Source organism: Dolichospermum sp. UHCC 0260 (assembly GCF_009711985.1).
GTDB lineage: Bacteria > Cyanobacteriota > Cyanobacteriia > Cyanobacteriales > Nostocaceae > Dolichospermum > Dolichospermum lemmermannii.
Genome location: NZ_VIKZ01000050.1, coordinates 17,988 through 33,576 on the forward strand (window position 1 = coordinate 17,988; position 15,589 = coordinate 33,576).

Genomic DNA, 15,589 nt, shown 5'->3' on the forward strand with positions numbered 1-15,589 from the left:
AAAGATAAATGTTCCCTGTTCCCTGTTCCCTGTTCCCTGTTCCCTGTTCTTAGGTAAGATAGACTGATTAACAACCAAGTTGTCGGAAAAGATAAATTGGTTTATTTCCCTAATAACAAGGTTTTTAACAGTACATGAACAAAAGATTTATTTTAACTTTAATTTCTAGCCCCGTATTGTTCACATCCATGTTATCTATGGTGATGATGGCTAGACCTGCTCATGCTAGTCAAACAATTGACGCTACTGGGACTCATCTATCTTGCGTCATGTCTCCCCATTCTGCAACTCCGAAAAAGGTATGTATACAGGTAAGTAATACTTCTCCTGCTGTTGCAAAAGAACCCATGCAAATAGCACAAGTAGATACAAATAATCCCAAAGAACTAGAATTTTCTGATGCTGAAAGTGATTTAGCTATCAAGCTATTTGGCTGTGATTGCCCTGTTTGTATCAATGCTGCTCGGCAATTGAATGGTTCAGCGCCTTTACCAGTATAGAAGGAAAGGGCAAACAGCAGGAAGCGGGGGAAGAATTTTCTTCTTCTTCTTCTTTCTAAACTCCTGACTCCTGACTCCTATTCCCTAATAGTACTTCTCGAATTATTTCCGTTGGTACTTCGTCGGTAACTTTGACTGCACCAATTTGGGTTGGTAGTACAAAGCGGACTTTACCAGATTTAACTTTTTTGTCTAGTTGCAAAGCATCAATAAGAGCATCAATATCTAAATCTGCGGGTATTTGGGTGGGTAAACCTGCTTTCTTGATTAAGGCGTTTTGACGTTCTGCGTCTGCTTGTGACCAAAGTTCTGATTTTACAGCAATGTCTCCCGCTGCTACCATACCAATACCGACAGCTTCACCATGTTTGAATAAACGGTATTCGGTGAGGCTTTCTACTGCATGACCGATAGTATGACCATAATTTAAAATTGCTCTGATTCCAGATTCTTTTTCATCTTTGCCGACAACATCTGCCTTTGCTTGACAGGAATGAGTTAATATGCTGTTTATCAGGTCGGATTTTACATAGCGGAGTTGATCAAGGTGTTTGCTTGCTGTTAGTTGAGTAAACAGTTCGGTGTCCCAAATGATCCCGTATTTGATCACCTCTGCCATTCCTGCTCGAAATTCCCGTGCTGGAAGGGTTTTTAAGACTTCTGGGTCAATTAAAACTAGACTGGGTTGATGAAATGCACCAATCAAGTTTTTACCGTGGGGATGATTTACGCCGGTTTTGCCACCAATAGCTGAATCTACCATTGCTAAGAGACTGGTAGGAACTTGCACGACATTGATGCCTCTGAGCCATGTAGCGGCAGCAAAGCCTGTCATATCACCAATTACCCCTCCTCCCAAGGCAACCATTGTTGAGGAGCGTTCTAGGCGATTTTCCAGGGCGATGTCGTAGAGTTTTTGAATGGAGTTGAGGGTTTTATAGCGTTCACCGGGGGGGAGGTTGTAGCTGACAACTTCAAAACCGGCATTTTGCAAGGATGCGATCGCTCTTTCGCCATAATATTTAAATATCATTGGGTTGGAAACTAGCAATACTTTCTTACCTAGTTTCAAACTCGCCATTTGTTCACCTAGTTGATCTAAACTCCCAGGTGCAATGGTAATATCATAAGACTTTTCAGGTATATCTACTTTAATTACAGAACTCATTCCCTAGCCCTAATATAATCACTCGTCTGGGTATTTTACCCCAAGTTGACAACCTCTTTTCCATTCCCTGTTCCCTTTCATAATTATTGATGATTGAATAGAAATAAGTAACTAATCTGGAGTAAAACAAATGGCTGTAGTTGAATATATTGTCTTTCTAGGCGTGTTTATGGGTGTAGCTGTAGGCTTGCTATTTGGTCTACGCGTAGCTAAAATCCTCTAACCCTACAATTAGACGCTAATTAAACCCACTTTATGTGGGTTTAGGTATCGGTTTCAATCAGATGATCAAATGTCTATTTATTACTTTGCTGTTTGATTGCAAGTTTTCACCACTTCGATTTCTAACTCAAGTATCCGAGCAATTTGTTCTACAGTTAGTCCCTCATTTAATAAACCAATTCTCAATTATCAGATCCTCAAAATCCTGAAAATCTGCCACATTATTTGTTACTAAAATCAAGTCATTGCAGAAGGCAATACTGGCAATTTGTCCATCAATAAAAGCAGGTGTTTTACCAATTTTCGATAATCTAGCTCTTTCCTGTGCGTGCCATTTTGCAGCTTTGAGATCATAATCAAACACAGGCAAATCTAACACAGAATCTTGAATGTATTTCCATAAAGAATCCTTGCGTTTAGATGCTGGTAAACGCCAACAGCCATAAAGGATTTCATGAACAACAAGACTTGCTACTGCTACTTCTGAACGATAGCGATTTAATTGATCTAAAACCTGAGTATTGGGAATTGGCCGACTCGGTTCTGAGATAATATTAGAGTCTAGTAAAAAGCGAACTGTCATAAATCAATCTCGCGTCCTGGACTACGATCTCTAATATCTGCAAAATCTTCATCTGTAAATTCAATTCCTTCTCTTTCAATTGTTTCTCGAAACCTTAAAACCCCTTCCCAAAAGCTATCTCCTTTATTCTGTAATGGTTTTTCCTGTACTTGTTCTTTTATTTGTGACAGTTTATGTTTGAGAAATTGAATAAAATCTAAAACTTCTTGTTGTTTATCGGTTGGTAACTCTCGCAGGTTTTCTAAAACAGCTTGTTCAATCGTCATAGTTTTACCTCTACTACTAGGCTATTATTCTATTGTAAATGACATCAGCATTAATTTTTATTTTCTCCTCCATTGTTGATATCAATTCCTAATATTGCAAATTGTTGATTTATCCAATCTGTAGAGGAAAATCAATTTATTCATATAAATTCAGCTTAATCTTAAAAAGGATTATCATCAATTTCTTGTTTTTGCCGCAAATATTCCCAAGTTTCCGTTTGTTCTTCTTGTTCTCCTTCTTCTAACCACTCTTTGGTTAATTCTTTGAGTAATTGATGTTGTTGATTTAAAATTTGTTGTTGTGCGTCTATTTCTAGCTGAGAATGGTTAAAAATCTCAGGTTTAAAAGTAACGCTTTCTCGAAATACTCGCATCATTTGTAGTAAATTCGGCCAGTATTCTTTAGGTGTTGCTTGAATTTCTCGTAAAATTTCTATGAGATGATTTTCTTCGGTAGTGTTACTTAATTCTGGTTTATTGATTAAATCGGATTGAGACATAATTATTTATTCCTCCTAATTGGGAATCCTATCTTTATATTATGACAAAATCTGCCGTGATAGTAAGCTGTTAGATTGTTCAGGGAAAATATATATAAATATTATACAACAGGAAATTAACTGATGATGCTTTTGATATCAATTCCTAATATTGCCAATTGCTGATTTATCCAATCTGTAGCTGTTGCTTTATCGGTTTCAATGGCTTTTCTACTCCTATTTTAGCAATTTCTAGAAGTTGTTTGGATTTTTGCTTTAAATCAAAACTTTCAAGCAATTTTGAATTAATATGCTGTTGAAATTGAAAATCAAAAATAGGTATTGGTAAAGATTTTATAGAAGTTTGAGTTACAAGCGGTTGAACAGAAGCAAAGCTAGTGTGGGGGGCTGTTCTAGCAGTTCAAATAATACACTGGGGAGATTTTGTAGTAATGTGTAAAATATCGTGTCTGTCTTCATTCTATAACAGTAACAAAACTAAAACAAAACTAATTCAGTTCTTTAGCTAATTTTTCTTTAATTTTTTCCATATTCCGATCAATATTACGATCAATAAGATATTTAAAACTGTCACTTAATTTAGTGTCAATATCTTTTCTTGCAATATTTTCAATCCGACTAATTGTTTCATTAATAACTTTTTCTGGGGCTGCACTTAGAGTCTGCTTTACTTCCTCTATTTTTCTATTCTTCAATATTTCAATAATTTTTATCATAAAAGGTTGAACAAATTCTTCTAATACACTATGTCCATAATAAAAGTCTAAAATTCTTTCTTCCTGTATGGAAGATTTTTCTTTTAATCGTTCTCTTATTTCAGGAATATCATTTTCAAAAGTTGCGTCATACCAACCTTCACCCATTAAAATTTTAAGATTTTGCAATTCAGCTTTCACTCTATCCTCAATACTCTGATATAAAAGGTTCTCATCTCCAAGAGTCTCAAATTGAGTACCTTTAAAACTTAAAATGGTTGCAAATTTTTCATTGCTTATAAGATTATCAAAATCTTTGAAGTTATTTTCTTTAAAATAGAACCAAAAATAAAATATTGGAGAAATCATCAGAGAAATCTTTTCCAACAAACTCTTGAAATCATACCGTTCATTGGTCAAATCCTTTGGTATTTGATGTAATGATAAATGATGACATTGGAAATTTTCTTTACTATAAACAACTGTGTGGTAAATATATTTAGCAATATACCAGACCTTATGATCATACAAGTATTCGCAATCACTGTCAACGCAAATAATAATTTTCTTACTGACGCAATTTTTAAACTTTTTCAAAATACTTTTTCCACGAGTTCCCTCTGGAGTAGGATTTGGGAAATCAACTTTATCTTTTAAATCTGGTTTGACATTTTCAATAATACATTCCCAAAATCTTTGATCATAAACATCTTCAACTAATACAGAAAGATCGCAATCTTTCATAAAGGCATCTTCTACCATTCGGTCAGCAAACATTTGATAATCTTGATCTCTCATCATATTACTTTTTAAATTTTAATTTATTTAAGTATCTATAATTTGGTTTTATTTTATAATATTCTCGCATTTCTTCTAGTAAATTAATTTCATCTGTGTTTTTAGCTTTACCTAGTAAAGTGCTGAAAGTAATTATATCAGGATATAATTGCAATTTTTCGTGATTACTTACATTTTGAATAAGTTCCAGACCTTCTTCCACTGTATTAACTTTTTTTATCAAAGTGTTAAGTGTTATGTCATTAGGCTTGACGTGAGATGCTTTAGTATAAGTTTCTGCTTCTATTAAATCAAAAATACATTTTGCATCAGGATAATTATTCAGTTTAGAAATAAGAGTAGTAAAAGTGATTACATCAGGATCAATCTGATTTTCTTGGAGAAAATTCAATAATTCCAGGCATTCATCTTTTGTAAATGAAGTATATGCTTTTATGCGGCGATTAAATTGATAAATTTTAGCAAATCTACTACCAGAAAAACTTCTAAAATCATTTTTTATTTTTTCTACACGACCTTGTGATTGTGTATTTTTTTCTATAATTGTCGTAATTTCTGTTGAATTATCAACAGCAGATTTAATTTCTTCAATTCTTGTTGTTTTTTCAATCCAGCCTTGATAAAAAATAGTAGGTGAATGGGTTGTAATAATAATTTGACAATTTGGATTTATTTGTCTGATGTGTTCTATCAAACTTCTTTGCCAGTCAATGTGTAATGATATTTCTGGCTCGTCCATTAATAATATATAAGGTTGTTTATCTTGTAATAATGTTTGTAATAAAATAATCAGTATTTGTTTTTCCCCAGATGACAAATCTTGGGGTAATATTGGAGTTTGGATAGCTTTCTTAATAAAATGAAATTCCTTTTCATCAAATTTTTTATCTGTATGAAAAAATAGTTTATTTATTATTTCAATAAATTTTTTTTTCGGTTCATATATAGCTTCAATTTTAGCTAATTGATTTAATCTAGTTTCTCCGTCATCTTCTTTTAAGGCTGCTTCAACTTTATTTGATAAATCCCTTTGATAAGTCACAAATTCTAGTTTTAGCTTATCTAATTGGTAATCAAGTAATGTGAGAGTTGGGTCTATACTTTTTTCAATCACATCAAAAGTATTAATAAATGATGTATTTAATGTATAGTTTATGCCTTCTTTGTTACCAGTGATACTTCTATTTTCACTATCAACTCTGATGACAATATCCTCTTCTAAAGCAATAATCATTTCATCAATAGGATCAAATAATCTAAAATTAAGTTGACTGTCTTCAATTGGCTGAACTGCTGCGTTAAGCATTTTGAATATTGTTGATTTCCCTGAACCGTTTTTACCGATCAAAACATTCACGTCTTGATTGAGTGTCCATGAATAATTATTTCCCCACAAATTTTTAATTTCAACTTTTCGTATATACATAGTCTTTTCGTTTACGAAGTTATTTAAAATTTTGGTTAAGAACTTTAAGCGAGTATTCTTTACAGAAGGTGGTTTAATCCTAATATTCAATGATACATTACAGACCCAATTAAATCAATTTCAAAATAAACTTGTCCATTTTCTCCAAATCTGCCCTCAATCATATTCTGCCACTAACTCCCGTTTCATTAATGCCATAAATATGATGAATAACATGAGGATACTTTTCTCTGGCCATTTTACTGGCTACCTCTTGATCTTGATCAATAAAATAATCACCGCTATCAGGTTCAATAGCAATATACCAACCATGATATTTATCTAATATTTCTGGTTTTAACCGCTCAAAAATTACCCAACAACGATCAGAAAATGCCTTTCTTCTAGCTCTATCTTCAGCTTTTTGTTCATCAGTCCACTGAATTTCGGGAAATACTCGACCACGACGGACAACTCTTTGGGGTGTGGATTGTGTCATCTTCATCACCTGCTTAAAGTTCATCCTAAATTCTAGCATATTCGAGTCCTCTCCCAGTCAGGGAGAGGTAATTTTCAATTGTTATATCATCGCTGGAGTTGGTGTTTTTTCCTGCTTTTGGAAGGGGGGACGCATTTCCAAACCTAGCAAGTTCAACATTTCTTTGTCTGCGTCATAATCAGGACAGGGAGTTGTTACCGTCAACATTTTATTATCATCGCTGGAGAAGATGGAATTTGCACCAGCCATGAAGCATAAAGCTTGTTCTACTTGGGAAAGTCTCGCCCTACCTGCACTCAAACGCACGTCAGATTTAGGCATAATAATTCTAGCAGTCGCAATCATCCGCACTACATCCCAAATGGGGACATCAGGTTGATTTTCTAAAGGTGTACCGGGAACTTGGGAAAGAATATTGATGGGTACAGATTCGGGGTGAGGTTGTAAATTTGAGAGAGTATGTAACATTCCAACTCTATCGCTCACATTTTCCCCTAAACCGAGAATACCGCCCGAACATACGGTAACATTAGTTTGGCGAACATTGGCAATTGTATTCAGGCGATCGCTATAAGTGCGAGTTGTAATTACAGTGCTGTAGTATTCCTCTGAAGTGTCAAGATTATGGTTATAAGCATATAATCCCGCATCTTCTAACCGCTTGGCTTGATTTTCTGTCAACATTCCCAAGGTACAGCATACCTCTAAACCCATCCTAGTTACGTCCTTAACCATATCCAGAACTTCCTCAAATTGGGAATTATCCCGAACTTCTCGCCAAGCAGCACCCATACAAACGCGACTTACACCGCTTTCTTTAGCTGTTTTGGCAATATTCATCACTGTGGCTTTTTCTAACAGTGCTTCGGGTTTTACCTCGGTTTTGTAGCGAGAAGATTGAGCGCAATAACCGCAATCTTCGGGACAAGCACCGGTTTTAATAGAGATAAGCTTACAAACTTGTATTTGTTGCGGTTGATGATATTGACGATGCACTGTTGCGGCTTGATAAATTAGCTCTAGAAATGGTGTATTATATATTGTCAATATCTCTGTTGGTTGCCAATTGTAGCGTATTCCCACCGTAATTATCCTTTTTGCAGTCTTTTGGTTTAATGTTCAAATTAGTATAGCTGATACAAAATATTTAAATTTGAGGATATGACATCAGAGCCACCAATTCTGACAAGCGATCGCCTAATATTAAGAATGGCAGTGATGGAGGATATTCCCTACATACTCAAATATTTTACGGAAAATAAAGAATATCTTACGCCATTTTATCCTAAATGGGATGAAAATTTTTTTACTCACGATTATTGGGAGTATCAAGTAGAAACGAGTTTCTGGGAATTTGTGAACAACTATTCATTAAAACTATTTATTTATCGGAAACACCAGCCTAGAAAAGTTATGGGAACAGCTAATTTTAGCAACTTTATCTATAGTGCTGCTCAATTTTGTCAATTAGGATACAGTTTAGCAGAATCAGCACAAGGTTATGGTTACATGACAGAAGCCTTGTCTATTTCCACTAAGTATGTTTTTCAAGAATTAAATCTGCACCGCATTATGGCTAATTATATGCCCCATAATCGCCGCAGTGGTAATGTTCTTAAAAGGGCTGGTTTTGTAGTTGAAGGATATGCTAGAGACTATTTAATGATTAATGGTAAATGGGAAGATCATATTTTTACAAGTTTAACAAATCCCCACTGGCGACCAAATTTATAGTATTTTAGATCCCCGACTTCTCCAAGAAGTCGGGGATCTGAAGATAATTATGGGAAAATAAATTATGTCAATATATAATAATCGCGTGGCTATTTTGGCGACAATGCACAATAAAGAAAAAGTAATTTCTCCTTTATTGAAAGAACATTTAGGAATTAATTTGATAGTTCCTCAAGGCTTAAATACTGATGTTTTTGGAACTTTTACTAGAGAAATTAAACGTCCAGATACACAAATTATTACTGCTAGGTTAAAAGCTAAAAAAGCCTTGGAAATGGATGATGAAAAAATAGCCATCGCTAGTGAAGGAAGTTTTGCACCTCATCCCCTAATTCCCTATATTTATGCTAACCGAGAAATCATTATTTTTCTGGATCAAGAAAATGATTTAGAAATTATTGGTGAATTATTTTCCATAGAAACTAATTTTAATCATCAAACTATATCTAGTTTAGAAGAAGCTGAAGAATTTGCTCAAAAAGTTGGTTTTCCTGAACATGGTTTAGTAATTTCATTTGCTAATATATCCACAGGAAAAACAGAATTTATTAAAGGTATTACCAGCAAAGAAAACCTAATCAATTCCCTAGAAATTGCCATAAAAAACACAAATGGTAAATTTCATATAGAAACAGATATGAGAGCAATGTATAATCCTACGAGGATGAAAAATATTGCCTTTGCTACTCAAGACTTAATTAATAAAATTAATAGTTTATGTCCCCAATGTCATACTCCTGGTTTTATGATTAATCAAAAAATCCCTGGACTACCTTGTGAACTTTGTCATCAGCCAACTTCATTAATTAAAGCAGTAATTTTTCAATGTCAAAAATGCGGTTTTACCCAACAACAATTATTTCCTAACAATCAAGAATTTGCTGATCCTAGTTTATGTGAATATTGTAATCCTTAGAGCCTGGATTTTTTGAAGAAGTCGGGGATCTATTTTTTATTTATCATTCTCAAGAAGATATATTATTTTTATAAGCTCGTGATAGCGCAGCGTGACGTTAGCCATTTTTGACAATTTAACTAGCAACTTACGTTAAATTAGCAAGATGGTGAGCTTTTTTGTCTATCATTAAATAAATATCAATTAAGCCTAATTATAATGACTCTGGATGAAACTCTCAATCATACTCATGCTACTAATCCCTTACTTACCCTCAACTATGAACCAGCCCTAGAATCTCTAGGTAATGACTACTATGATCAAGTTGTAGCCGAGGAATTTCCCCAACTTATGTTACGCTGGCGCAATGACGCACTACTGCCACGCTTAGGAGTTGCGCCCCAAGTAGTTAAAGACGAAGATTTTATTAACGCTTTTGGTAAATTTGAGGGAAGAGAACCGCTGTTAGCACTACGTTATCACGGTTATCAATTTGGACAATATAACCCCCAATTAGGTGACGGTAGAGGCTTTCTCTATGGACAAGTGCGGGGTATTGATGGGGAATTATACGATTTTGGCACAAAAGGTTCGGGAAGAACCCCCTACTCTCGCGGTGGTGACGGAATGCTAACACTTAAAGGAGGAGTGCGGGAAGTTCTCGCCGCTGAAGCACTTCATAGTTTAGGTGTTCGTACTTCTCGGTGTCTGAGTATGATTGAAACGGGTTTGGGTTTGTGGCGCGGTGATGAACCTTCTCCAACTCGTTCTTCTGTCATGATTCGCATGAGTAAATCTCATATTCGTTTTGGTACTTTTGAACGATTAAACTATTTCAAACGACATGATTTAACTCAAAAACTGTTAGATCATGTAATTGAACAGTATTATCCGCATTTGCAAGCTGAAAATGATAAATATGCTTTATTTTATGCCGAATTAGTGCAGCGTGTTGCTGAATTAGTAGCCCAATGGATGGCAGCGGGTTTTTGTCATGCAGTTCTGAATACTGATAATATGTCAATTACCGGGGAAAGTTTTGACTATGGACCCTATGCCTTTATTCCTACTTACGATCTCCAATTTACGGCGGCATATTTCGATTATTATAAACGTTATTGTTACAGTCAACAACCAGGGATTTGCAAATTAAATTTAGAGCTTTTGCAAGAACCTTTAAAGGCGATAATTCACCAAGGTGATTTGGATATTGCTTTATCCAAGTTTGCTGAATATTACCAGGCTGAATATCGAGCTTTGATGTTGAAAAAATTGGGTTTTGAAGATTTACAATTAGCGGAAGCTGATGAATTTTTGCGGTTAACTATTACCTTTTTACATGATAGTCAAGTTGGTTATCATCAATTCTTTGCTGATATAGCTGCTACCTTTTCTAGTAAATGGCGAGATGATCCAGCTTTTGTGATGAATGGTTCTGAAATTAGCCCCGCATTAGGAAAATCACCCACTTTTGATAATTGGTGTTTCCTCTATCATAAAATTCTCAATCATTTTGATCCTGAACAAATGGATAAAATTCACCAAACTTTGATTGAAGCTAATCCCAAAACAGCTTTATTAAGACCTGTGATTGAGTCTGTTTGGGAACGAATCACTGAAGATGATAATTGGCAACCTTTTTATGATTTAGTGGAAACACTGCAAACAGGAAAGTAGTTTGTCAGTAGGGGCGGGGTTTCCTCGCCCATGAGTCAGGAAATTCGCCTTTTTAATCGCAAGTATTTAACAGGAAATAATATGATAAACAAAAAACTAATTGACTATACAATTATTTTACGCCCCGATGATAATGGAACATTTGTTGCTTACGTTCCAGCAATTAAAGGATGTCATGCGTGGGGAAAAACCCATGAAGAAGCTCGTTCAGAGTTAAACCATGTTTTTGAAATGATATCAGCAGAATATTTAGAGGCTGGTAAATCCTTACCTAATGATATTGAGGTAACTATTGCTTATGCCAGCTAAAGCCAAAACTTTAGAAAAAGTTGCCAAAAAATTAGGCTTTGAGAAAATTCGTCAAAAAGGTAGTCATGCTCGCTGGAAGCATCCCGATGGTCGCGCAACAACTATTCCTATTCATGGAAATGCTGAAATCGGCGGTTGGCTATTCCAAGAAATTCTTAAACAATTAGAAATCACAGAAGATGAATTTAATAATCTTAGATAGTTTTTCTGATTTTCCCAAAACTATGATCACTATTAATTTCAATTACTAAATCAACAGATGATGATTGAATTAAGGGATTAATGAATAATTCTGGATGTAAAGAACGCCAAAAATAATTTACAAATTCTTCTATTTCTGCGTCACTCATTCCTGATTTACCAGCAGCAATCATTTGTCTTTCTGCTTGCTTGCGCCATGCTAAAGAATAACGGTAATCTGTGGGATAAAGAACTATTAAACTATCTAATCTTTCCCACAGTGGTAAATAATCTTTTAGCTGATTATTCATATCAGAGGCAAATTGTTTATCTACGTCTGTAAGAATAGGTGGTGGTGGAGTTAATAACACTTTAGGAGGAATTGGTTTTACGCCCACAAACCAGCCTTCAAACAGAACAATATCTATAGGATTTGTGATAACTTCAGGAGTAGTGCGATCGCCTGCACCCCCATGAGCAGATTTATCAAATCTAGGAACTATCACAGGACTCTTGCCTTGGTGAATCTGATCGAGTACAATTAAAGCTAGGTGAATATCGTGGGTTCCGGGCGGACCACGCCAAACTAACCGGGAATCTTGCTGTAATAAAGCCAAACGCTCGCTATAAGTTTTGTACAAGTCATCCAAAGACAAACTTAACGTTCGATATCCTAACTGCTGGAGAATCAAACCCAGTATCTGGGACATTGTAGTTTTACCAGTTCCTTGTGCGCCTAAAATTCCCTGGACAAAAGGTTTCCCTAACTGTTGACGTTGTGCTGCAATTTGGATTCCCAAGGGTAGCCATAAATCCCACAATACCTGTAACACTTCGACAAGCTCAGTGCATCGCACTTCTGGCGGTTGAATTTTTAGGGTAGTTTGACAAAATTGACTAAAATTAGGGAAAACTAACTTCAGTAAATCCCCTCTCTTTTGGATAACTTCAGCCACATTATCAGAAGTAATATTAAACACCTTAGCTCGCAAAGGATCTGCCAATGCTGCGGCTTGTGCTGACACTTGCCAAGATGTGTCCGTTGTTAAAACTTGACTCAACCATTCACTACTCATAAAATCACGAACCCAGTTTTAACGCTTCTAGAAATAGACTGTAGATAAAACCAACCTTGAGATAGTTGAGTATTTCTACCCAAAATGCTTGGCGAACAAAAAAACTCCGACTGTAAAATATTCTACTGGTAATTTCAGTCAGTAGCACTAAAAATCCAGCAACCACAATGTCTAATTCTGCCTTTTGTCCAGCGGTTGTTGATACTGCTGATCCCAAAAAAAAGCCAAACAAAAAACTAATTAGTATTAGCGATAACCGCCGCCAAGGATTCAGAAACCATTCACTCAAGCTACTGAAAATTGTTTCTAATAGGTTGTTCAAGCGAGTATTTTGCATGGGAATAGGGAACAGAAAAAGTCGTTTTGACTTGATGAAACTGGATAATTTATTTTGGAGAACCTAAGTAAACCACTCTAATTACGGTTGGGGATCATTTGTAACCATCGGGTTTAGCTTACAAAAAATCTTATTTCTAAAGCTATATCATTATGAAAAACTTCCTTGATCGGTATGGTAACTTCATTATCAGTCTTTCTGCCTTAGGATTCATGGGGATCATGACAGGATGCTTAGATATGCGGATATCTTTTCAGTCTACAAATCCAGAAACAACCCCATCTATGATGACAAATAGTGGTAAAAATGGGGATGAAATTAACTTAGATAGTACACCAAGTGACTCAGTAGAATCAAGTCCGCAAAAAAATCAGTCCACAGTTGTAGCCTATCAGGTTAACTCTGATAGTAAAAACAAGGCTGCTGGATTGCTTCGCATTAGCAACAAAACTACTCAACCTGTCCGTCTAGCATTGTTAGCTAGACAATCATCCCTCAAAAGTGCGACTGCGAATAAATCTAAATCTGATATTCCGGCTCATTGGGATTTTGCTCCTGAAGAAGGAAGTGAGAGCGGGTTAGTTTTATCTTTACCTCAAGCTAATTTAAGACTTGAGAAAGGTGATATTTTGGTGGCTTTTGCTCAAGATGGTTCTCGACGTTATTGGGGTCCCTATGTTGTGGGAGAAACTTCCTCTCCCCAATGGAATCCGCAAACTCAAGAATGGCAGTTAGTGTTACAAAATAGGTGATATTGGAGAAGTCAGGAGTCACCGAGTCACCGAGTCACCGAGTCACCGAGTCACCGAGTCACCGAGTCAGGAGGAAGAAGGAAGGAGTTCAGGAGTTCAGGAGTTTTTTTGAATTGTAAACTATTGTGTATTGGCAGGACGCGATTTCAGTGTCTTTAAGTATGAATTCATGAGTATAAAATTGAGTGTTTCTTGGCAAGTGGTGGATAAGTGGTTGAATAATTTAGAACAGCGTCCAGTCCTAGCTGTGGCTGTTTCGTCCCTGTGGTTATTGGTAATTGGTTGGATAGCTTTTGGCTGGAATTTGGGTAATGTGGGCTTAATTGATGAGACTGAGCCGCTGTTTGCGGAAGCTTCCCGACAAATGCTGGTAACTGGTGATTGGATTACGCCGTTTTTTAATGGTGAAACTCGCTTTGATAAACCTGCTTTAATTTATTGGTGTCAAGCGATCGCTTACTCTATTATGGGAGTAAATGAATGGGCTGTGCGTATCCCTTCAGCATTGGCAGCAATGGGCGTAATTGCTTTGGCATTTTACACTGTGCAGTGGTACTTTGCCAAAAAAGATGAATTAGAACAAGTTACTAATTTGCCTAGACGTTACTTTACAGCCGCCATTGCCGCTGCTTTAATGGCACTCAACGCAGAAATGATTGTTTGGGGCAGAGCCGGGGTTTCTGATATGTTACTCAACGGCTGTATAGGTTCAACTTTATTATGTTTTTTCCTGGGATATGCTCAGAATAATTCCCCAATCGTCACTGCTAATTGGCGACTTCCCAATAAATGGTATTTAGCCAGTTATGTCTTAATTGCTGGGGCAATATTAACTAAAGGTCCTGTAGGCATTGTCTTACCAGGACTAATTATGATTGCTTTTGCCTTGTATGTGGGGAAATTTTGGGAACTATGGCGAGAAATGCAGCCGATTTTAGGAATGGCGATAGTTTTAGTTATCTCACTTCCTTGGTATGTTTTGGTAACTTGGCGAAACGGCTGGAATTTTATTAATGCCTTTTTTATCTATCACAATATAGACCGTTTTACCGAAGTTGTTAATGGCCATTCAGCCCCTTGGTATTTTTACTTTTTAGTCGTTTTGTTGGGCTTTGCACCATATTCAGTGTACATCCCTGCGGCTCTAGTTAGAGTAAATCTTTTGCAGCGATCGCAGTGGTTAAAGCAAGAACGCTCTCAACAATTAGGTTTATTTGTCTGTTTATGGTTTTTGGGTGTATTTGGATTTTTCACAATTTCTGTTACCAAATTACCCAGTTATGTATTACCCTTAATGCCAGCAGCAGCTATTCTTGTGGCATTATTTGGGAGTGATCTTTTCCCCAATTCACAAACTCCGACTCCTCCCAAATTTTTACGCATCAGTGCTTGGGTAAACGTAGCTTTTCTAACAGTTATTTCCATTGCCCTCTTTAATCTTACCCAAATTGCTGGGCCTGATCCTGCTGCTCCTGAATTATACGTACAAATGGAGAAATCAGGAATCCTCAAATTTGCGGGAATAATTTGGTTACTATCTACAGTTACTTCGGCTATCTTAATATTAAGTCACCGTTATCAACAGATAATTACAATTAATTTATTAGGATTTATAGCCTTTATTGCTATTTCCTTAATGCCTGCTGTTTTGATTATGGACCAACAGCGTCAACTACCTCTGAGAGAATTATCAGCCCTAATTGTTGAATCAAAACAACCCAATGAAGAATTAATTATGGTTGGGTTCAAAAAACCTACCGTGACTTTCTACACGCACAAAAACGTTAATTACATTAAATTTTCTCAACAAGCTCTTGAATATATTCAAAAGCAATCATCACAAGAAAACAGACCACCATCATTGTTAATCTTAGTTGAACAGGGAAAATTTCAGGAAATGGATTTACCACCTGATACTTACAAAAACTTAGCCACCAAAGGCGCTTATCATCTCATTCGCATTCCTTTGAAAACAGCTAAACGAGATAACTTG

Annotated in this window: 20 protein-coding genes; 9 read left to right on the plus strand and 11 right to left on the minus strand. The window is 36.0% G+C overall.

The window, feature by feature from the left end:
* The first annotated feature begins 134 nt into the window (after positions 1 to 134).
* Entirely contained in the window at positions 135 to 500 is a 366-nt protein-coding gene (locus FJR08_RS17740; protein WP_015081507.1) for a hypothetical protein, read from the plus strand.
* A gap of 55 nt (positions 501 to 555) precedes the next feature.
* On the opposite strand, the gene aroB is transcribed toward FJR08_RS17740, so the two are convergent.
* Positions 556 to 1,668, minus strand: a complete 1,113-nt coding sequence (gene aroB / locus FJR08_RS17745) for a 3-dehydroquinate synthase (protein WP_168634061.1) — start codon at positions 1,666 to 1,668, stop codon at positions 556 to 558.
* 130 nt (positions 1,669 to 1,798) lie between these two features.
* On the opposite strand from aroB, the gene petL reads away from it, so the two are divergent.
* The gene (gene petL / locus FJR08_RS17750; RefSeq protein ID WP_168634062.1) at positions 1,799 to 1,891 is read left to right on the plus strand and encodes a cytochrome b6-f complex subunit PetL; all 93 of its coding nucleotides are present in this window, start codon (positions 1,799 to 1,801) and stop codon (positions 1,889 to 1,891) included.
* Positions 1,892 to 2,053: 162 nt separating this feature from the next.
* Here the strand turns inward: petL and FJR08_RS17755 are convergent, their stop codons facing one another.
* From FJR08_RS17755 to bioB, 8 genes are all read right to left on the minus strand, one after another.
* On the minus strand, positions 2,054 to 2,473 hold the full coding sequence (locus FJR08_RS17755; RefSeq protein WP_015081509.1) for a type II toxin-antitoxin system VapC family toxin: 420 nt from the start codon (positions 2,471 to 2,473) through the stop codon (positions 2,054 to 2,056).
* Positions 2,470 to 2,739 (minus strand): DUF2281 domain-containing protein, encoded by a 270-nt coding sequence (locus FJR08_RS17760; RefSeq protein ID WP_039203704.1) that lies wholly within the window; start codon positions 2,737 to 2,739, stop codon positions 2,470 to 2,472. The genes FJR08_RS17755 and FJR08_RS17760 overlap by 4 nt, the downstream gene beginning before the upstream one ends.
* Positions 2,740 to 2,900: 161 nt before the next feature.
* On the minus strand, positions 2,901 to 3,239 hold the full coding sequence (locus FJR08_RS17765; RefSeq protein ID WP_027401483.1) for a hypothetical protein: 339 nt from the start codon (positions 3,237 to 3,239) through the stop codon (positions 2,901 to 2,903).
* 348 nt (positions 3,240 to 3,587) lie between these two features.
* On the minus strand, positions 3,588 to 3,698 hold the full coding sequence (locus FJR08_RS17770; protein ID WP_254435792.1) for an Rpn family recombination-promoting nuclease/putative transposase: 111 nt from the start codon (positions 3,696 to 3,698) through the stop codon (positions 3,588 to 3,590).
* Positions 3,699 to 3,727: 29 nt separating this feature from the next.
* Positions 3,728 to 4,735 carry a DUF4435 domain-containing protein gene (locus FJR08_RS17775; RefSeq protein WP_168634063.1) on the minus strand — a complete coding sequence of 336 codons (1,008 nt, stop codon included), beginning with the start codon at positions 4,733 to 4,735 and terminating at the stop codon, positions 3,728 to 3,730.
* A gap of 1 nt (position 4,736) precedes the next feature.
* Entirely contained in the window at positions 4,737 to 6,158 is a 1,422-nt protein-coding gene (locus tag FJR08_RS17780; RefSeq protein WP_168634064.1) for an AAA family ATPase, read from the minus strand.
* 160 nt (positions 6,159 to 6,318) lie between these two features.
* Positions 6,319 to 6,636, minus strand: a complete 318-nt coding sequence (locus tag FJR08_RS17785; RefSeq protein ID WP_168634065.1) for a hypothetical protein — start codon at positions 6,634 to 6,636, stop codon at positions 6,319 to 6,321.
* A gap of 81 nt (positions 6,637 to 6,717) precedes the next feature.
* Positions 6,718 to 7,719, minus strand: a complete 1,002-nt coding sequence (gene bioB, locus FJR08_RS17790; RefSeq protein WP_323294471.1) for a biotin synthase BioB — start codon at positions 7,717 to 7,719, stop codon at positions 6,718 to 6,720.
* A gap of 78 nt (positions 7,720 to 7,797) precedes the next feature.
* On the opposite strand from bioB, the gene FJR08_RS17795 reads away from it, so the two are divergent.
* From FJR08_RS17795 to FJR08_RS17815, 5 genes are all read left to right on the plus strand, one after another.
* Positions 7,798 to 8,370 (plus strand): GNAT family N-acetyltransferase, encoded by a 573-nt coding sequence (locus tag FJR08_RS17795; RefSeq protein ID WP_168634066.1) that lies wholly within the window; start codon positions 7,798 to 7,800, stop codon positions 8,368 to 8,370.
* Between the two features lie 64 nt (positions 8,371 to 8,434).
* Positions 8,435 to 9,286, plus strand: coding sequence for a DUF6671 family protein (locus tag FJR08_RS17800; protein ID WP_168634067.1), 852 nt, complete (start codon positions 8,435 to 8,437; stop codon positions 9,284 to 9,286).
* A 198-nt stretch (positions 9,287 to 9,484) separates the two neighbouring features.
* Positions 9,485 to 10,942 carry a YdiU family protein gene (locus FJR08_RS17805; protein ID WP_015081520.1) on the plus strand — a complete coding sequence of 486 codons (1,458 nt, stop codon included), beginning with the start codon at positions 9,485 to 9,487 and terminating at the stop codon, positions 10,940 to 10,942.
* Positions 10,943 to 11,023: 81 nt separating this feature from the next.
* A complete protein-coding gene (locus FJR08_RS17810) occupies positions 11,024 to 11,251 on the plus strand; it encodes a type II toxin-antitoxin system HicB family antitoxin (protein ID WP_015081521.1) in 228 nt (75 codons plus the stop codon).
* Positions 11,241 to 11,453, plus strand: a complete 213-nt coding sequence (locus FJR08_RS17815) for a type II toxin-antitoxin system HicA family toxin (protein ID WP_168634068.1) — start codon at positions 11,241 to 11,243, stop codon at positions 11,451 to 11,453. Before FJR08_RS17810 ends, FJR08_RS17815 begins: the two co-directional genes overlap by 11 nt.
* On the opposite strand, the gene FJR08_RS17820 is transcribed toward FJR08_RS17815, so the two are convergent.
* On the minus strand, positions 11,446 to 12,507 hold the full coding sequence (locus FJR08_RS17820; RefSeq protein ID WP_168634069.1) for a glycerate kinase: 1,062 nt from the start codon (positions 12,505 to 12,507) through the stop codon (positions 11,446 to 11,448). The genes FJR08_RS17815 and FJR08_RS17820 overlap by 8 nt on opposite strands.
* A 4-nt stretch (positions 12,508 to 12,511) precedes the next feature.
* The gene (locus tag FJR08_RS17825; protein WP_015081524.1) at positions 12,512 to 12,844 is read right to left on the minus strand and encodes a DUF565 domain-containing protein; all 333 of its coding nucleotides are present in this window, start codon (positions 12,842 to 12,844) and stop codon (positions 12,512 to 12,514) included.
* 152 nt (positions 12,845 to 12,996) lie between these two features.
* Here FJR08_RS17825 and FJR08_RS17830 point away from each other — a divergent pair, with 152 nt between their 5' ends.
* Positions 12,997 to 13,596 carry a hypothetical protein gene (locus tag FJR08_RS17830; protein ID WP_015081525.1) on the plus strand — a complete coding sequence of 200 codons (600 nt, stop codon included), beginning with the start codon at positions 12,997 to 12,999 and terminating at the stop codon, positions 13,594 to 13,596.
* Between the two features lie 169 nt (positions 13,597 to 13,765).
* Positions 13,766 to 15,589, plus strand: a 1,824-nt coding sequence (locus tag FJR08_RS17835; RefSeq protein WP_168634070.1) for a glycosyltransferase family 39 protein, incomplete at its 3' end; no start/stop codon positions are given.

Coding starts and splice junctions, on each gene's coding strand:
- FJR08_RS17775 (WP_168634063.1), bottom strand. CDS start 4,735: ATGATGAGAGATCAAGATTATCAAATGTTTGCTGACCGAATGGTAGAA.
- FJR08_RS17825 (WP_015081524.1), bottom strand. CDS start 12,844: ATGCAAAATACTCGCTTGAACAACCTATTAGAAACAATTTTCAGTAGC.
- FJR08_RS17760 (WP_039203704.1), bottom strand. CDS start 2,739: ATGACGATTGAACAAGCTGTTTTAGAAAACCTGCGAGAGTTACCAACC.
- FJR08_RS17800 (WP_168634067.1), top strand. CDS start 8,435: ATGTCAATATATAATAATCGCGTGGCTATTTTGGCGACAATGCACAAT.
- FJR08_RS17815 (WP_168634068.1), top strand. CDS start 11,241: ATGCCAGCTAAAGCCAAAACTTTAGAAAAAGTTGCCAAAAAATTAGGC.
- petL (WP_168634062.1), top strand. CDS start 1,799: ATGGCTGTAGTTGAATATATTGTCTTTCTAGGCGTGTTTATGGGTGTA.
- FJR08_RS17770 (WP_254435792.1), bottom strand. CDS start 3,698: ATGAAGACAGACACGATATTTTACACATTACTACAAAATCTCCCCAGT.
- FJR08_RS17820 (WP_168634069.1), bottom strand. CDS start 12,507: ATGAGTAGTGAATGGTTGAGTCAAGTTTTAACAACGGACACATCTTGG.
- FJR08_RS17795 (WP_168634066.1), top strand. CDS start 7,798: ATGACATCAGAGCCACCAATTCTGACAAGCGATCGCCTAATATTAAGA.
- FJR08_RS17780 (WP_168634064.1), bottom strand. CDS start 6,158: ATGTATATACGAAAAGTTGAAATTAAAAATTTGTGGGGAAATAATTAT.
- FJR08_RS17810 (WP_015081521.1), top strand. CDS start 11,024: ATGATAAACAAAAAACTAATTGACTATACAATTATTTTACGCCCCGAT.
- FJR08_RS17785 (WP_168634065.1), bottom strand. CDS start 6,636: ATGACACAATCCACACCCCAAAGAGTTGTCCGTCGTGGTCGAGTATTT.
- FJR08_RS17755 (WP_015081509.1), bottom strand. CDS start 2,473: ATGACAGTTCGCTTTTTACTAGACTCTAATATTATCTCAGAACCGAGT.
- aroB (WP_168634061.1), bottom strand. CDS start 1,668: ATGAGTTCTGTAATTAAAGTAGATATACCTGAAAAGTCTTATGATATT.
- FJR08_RS17830 (WP_015081525.1), top strand. CDS start 12,997: ATGAAAAACTTCCTTGATCGGTATGGTAACTTCATTATCAGTCTTTCT.
- FJR08_RS17805 (WP_015081520.1), top strand. CDS start 9,485: ATGACTCTGGATGAAACTCTCAATCATACTCATGCTACTAATCCCTTA.
- FJR08_RS17765 (WP_027401483.1), bottom strand. CDS start 3,239: ATGTCTCAATCCGATTTAATCAATAAACCAGAATTAAGTAACACTACC.
- FJR08_RS17740 (WP_015081507.1), top strand. CDS start 135: ATGAACAAAAGATTTATTTTAACTTTAATTTCTAGCCCCGTATTGTTC.